Genomic DNA, 3,198 nt, shown 5'->3' on the forward strand with positions numbered 1-3,198 from the left:
CAATTTCAACCAATCAATAAAACAATCGGTATCAACAAACTTGGCACACTATTGAGTTCTCAAACAACAGACACACCCGGCACCACCACAACCCCTCAAGGGATCGTGACTCGCTCCGGAGCAACTTTTCAAACTTACCCGATGTCTTTCTCCGAAGCAAATTCGATTTTCTCGAAACAGACTCAGGAGATGCATCAGCCCCGGCCAGAAATAGTGGTCATTAGAATGTCCAAGATTTTGGTCTTGTAGTTTTTTGGGGGTTTGGCCGCCTTCGGTTCCCGGCCTCTCGGCTGGTCTCCCTCGCGGCGACTTAGAAAACAATACACCCCGGTGGGCGCGTCTGCAAACCCGGACTGAAGGACCCTCCCTGGCCGGAGCAAACCCCGGAAACCCGCGGACTTTTGGCCCTTGCAGGGCCCCAGCGGGGCCCTTGAAAGCCCAGTCGACGTGAAAGAGCTTCCTGTATGCTGCGTCACTCCTAGGCCCGCTGCGTCTACCATCGGGGGTGTGAGGGCAGAACGCCGGCGCCAGGATACAAGGACCCCGGATGCGCGTGTGCCCGCTCCCCCCGGACCCGGCCTGAATCGCCACGAGGTGGCGGACCGCGTGGAGCGGGGTCTGGACAACAAAGTGCAGGACCGGTCCAGCCGCACTCTCTGGGAGATCTTCAAAGCCAACGTCCTCACGCTCTTCAATGCCATCGTCGGGGGCAGCTTCCTGATCCTGCTGCTGCTCGGCCGGTGGCAGGACGCGCTGTTCGGTCTCGCGGCCGCCGGCAACGCGGTGATCGGCGTCGTGCAGGAGTTCCGTGCCAAGCGGTCCCTGGACCGGCTGGCAATCCTCGATGCTCCACAGGCACGGGTCCTCCGTGATGGCCTGCCGTTAGAGATTCCCACCGCGGAGGTGGTGCGGGATGATGTCCTGATCCTCCGGGCCGGCGACCAGGTGACCGCCGATGCGGAGGTGATTGAGTCCTCCGGGCTCGAGGCGGACGAATCCCTGCTGACGGGTGAGTCCGACCCCGTGGACAAGGCCACCGGGTCTGAGGTGTTGTCTGGGTCCCTGGTGGTTGCCGGCCGGGGCCATGCCCGGGTGGTGCGGGTAGGGGCGGAATCGTTCTCCAGCCGGATCACCGCCGATGCGCGGCGTTTTTCCCTGGTGCAGTCCGAGATCCGCAACAGCCTGAACCGTGTCCTCCGCTGGATCGCCTGGGGCATCCTGCCTGTGGCCGTACTCGTGGCGGCCGGGGAGCTGCAGGCCCGGGGCGGTTGGCAGTCTGTGACCGTCGACGGGGCATGGGTACCCGCCGTCGTCGGCGTGATCGCCAGCGTCATCGCCATGGTCCCCTTGGGTCTCGTGCTGCTGACCAGCGTGGCCTTCGCCGTAGGTGGTCTCCGCCTGGCCGCGCACAAGGTTCTGATCCAGGAGCTCGCCGCCGTCGAGGGATTGGCGAGGGTGGATGTCCTCTGCCTGGACAAGACCGGCACCCTCACCGAAGGCGGCCTCAGGTTCGACGCCCTCCACCAGTTGCTGCCGGAACCGCCGCCGGGTTGGGAGCACGCGCTGGGCTGGTTCGCCTCCGAACCGGAGGCTAATGCGACCGCGCGCAGCATGGAGCTCGCCTTCGAGGACGACGGCGGCTTCCGCTCCGTGTCCTACGTCCCGTTCTCTTCCGCCCGCAAGTGGAGCGGCGCCACGTTCGACGCCGGCACCGGCAACACCTCGACCTGGGTCCTTGGCGCCCCCGACGTCCTCCTCGCCCCAGGTAGCGGGGCAGGTGAACAGCCGGCCGGGAAGCCTGCGTCGGCGGGGGACGCCCCGGACACCGCGGCCGCCGCCCTCCACCGGGCTGGGGACCTCGCCGCCGGCGGGCTCCGTACCCTCCTCCTCGCCCAGGCATCCGCCCTGCCCCGGCAGGGAACGGACGACGGCGCGCTGCCGGCAGCCGTGCGCCCCGTGGCGCTGCTGACCTTCCGGGAACAGCCCCGGCCAGAGGCCGCAACCACCTTGGAGTACTTCCGGGCGGAGGGCGTGACGGTGAAGATCATCTCCGGCGACGAGCCCGGAACGGTTGCCGCCATAGCCCGCCGGGTGGGGCTGACGGTTCCGCACGGCGTGGATGCCCGGACCCTGCCGGAGGATCCGGAACGGCTCGCGGAGGTGATGGAGGCAAACACGGTGTTCGGCAGGGTCAGCCCCCACCAGAAGCGGGACATGGTGGCCGCCCTCCAGCGGAACGGGCACACGGTCGCCATGACCGGGGACGGCGTCAACGATGCCCTCGCCCTGAAGACCGCGGACCTTGGCATTGCCGTAAACTCGGCGTCGCCGGCCACCAAGGCCGTGGCCCGTTTGGTGCTCATGGACGGCCGCTTCGACCGGCTGCCAGAGGTGGTAGCCGAGGGCCGGCGCGTCATTGCCAACATCGAACGCGTCTCCAGCCTGTTCCTCAGCAAGACGGCCTACGCCGCGGCTATCGCCTCGAGCTTCGCGCTGCTGCAGTGGCCCTTCCCGTTCCTGCCCCGCCAGCTGTCCTTCACCGACGGACTCACCATCGGGATCCCCGCCTTCTTCCTGGCCCTGATGCCCAACGCCCGCCGCTACCGTGCCGGCTTCCTCCGGCGTTCGCTGTGGTTCTCCGTGCCGGCGGGGCTGATCGTCACCGCCTCGCTGATTGCGGTCACGGCGGCATCGACGACGGCGGGCCCGGCGCCTAGCGCGGAGGACCTTCGCTCGGCGGCAGTCCTGACCCTGTCCATCGTTGGACTGTGGATCCTGAGCGCCGTGGCACGGCCGCTGAACGCCGGCCGGCTGGGTGTGCTCGCGGCGATGGCCATCGCGCTGGTTGTCCTGCTGGGAGTGCCGCTGGCCCAGGACTTCTTCATTCTCGGCTGGCCGCCGCAGCCGCTGCTGCTGGCCGCGCTGGGGTCGGGTCTGGGTGGCGGGGTGTTGGTCGAGGTCCTGGCATGGCTGCACCGGCGCCGGTTCAATGACAGCCCGCGCGAGGCACAAGCCAAGGCGGAAACCGCGAAGGAATGACTGGGGTGGTGGTTAAAGTGGGAGAGCCTCCAACCTGGTGGTTGGAGGCTCTCGACCTAATGGTTGTCCGGCGGTGACCTACTCTCCCACACCCTCCCGGGTGCAGTACCATCGGCGCTGTGGGTCTTAGCTTCCGGGTTCGGAATGGGACCGGGCGTT

General features: G+C 67.3%; 2 protein-coding genes and 1 rRNA gene. 2 read left to right on the forward strand and 1 reads right to left on the reverse strand.

The window, feature by feature from the left end; all coding sequences use genetic code 11:
- The coding region (locus tag ACFUCU_RS16205; RefSeq protein ID WP_377973471.1) for a hypothetical protein at positions 1 to 249 on the forward strand (249 nt) is incomplete at its 5' end.
- Positions 250 to 555: 306 nt separating this feature from the next.
- A complete protein-coding gene (locus ACFUCU_RS16210; RefSeq protein WP_377973472.1) occupies positions 556 to 3,039 on the forward strand; it encodes an HAD-IC family P-type ATPase in 2,484 nt (827 codons plus the stop codon).
- A 65-nt stretch (positions 3,040 to 3,104) separates the two neighbouring features.
- On the opposite strand, the gene rrf is transcribed toward ACFUCU_RS16210, so the two are convergent.
- Positions 3,105 to 3,198, reverse strand: a 5S ribosomal RNA gene (gene rrf, locus ACFUCU_RS16215); the annotation flags it as partial.

The sequence above is a fragment of the Arthrobacter sp. NPDC057259 genome (assembly GCF_042668995.1).
Classification (GTDB): domain Bacteria; phylum Actinomycetota; class Actinomycetes; order Actinomycetales; family Micrococcaceae; genus Arthrobacter.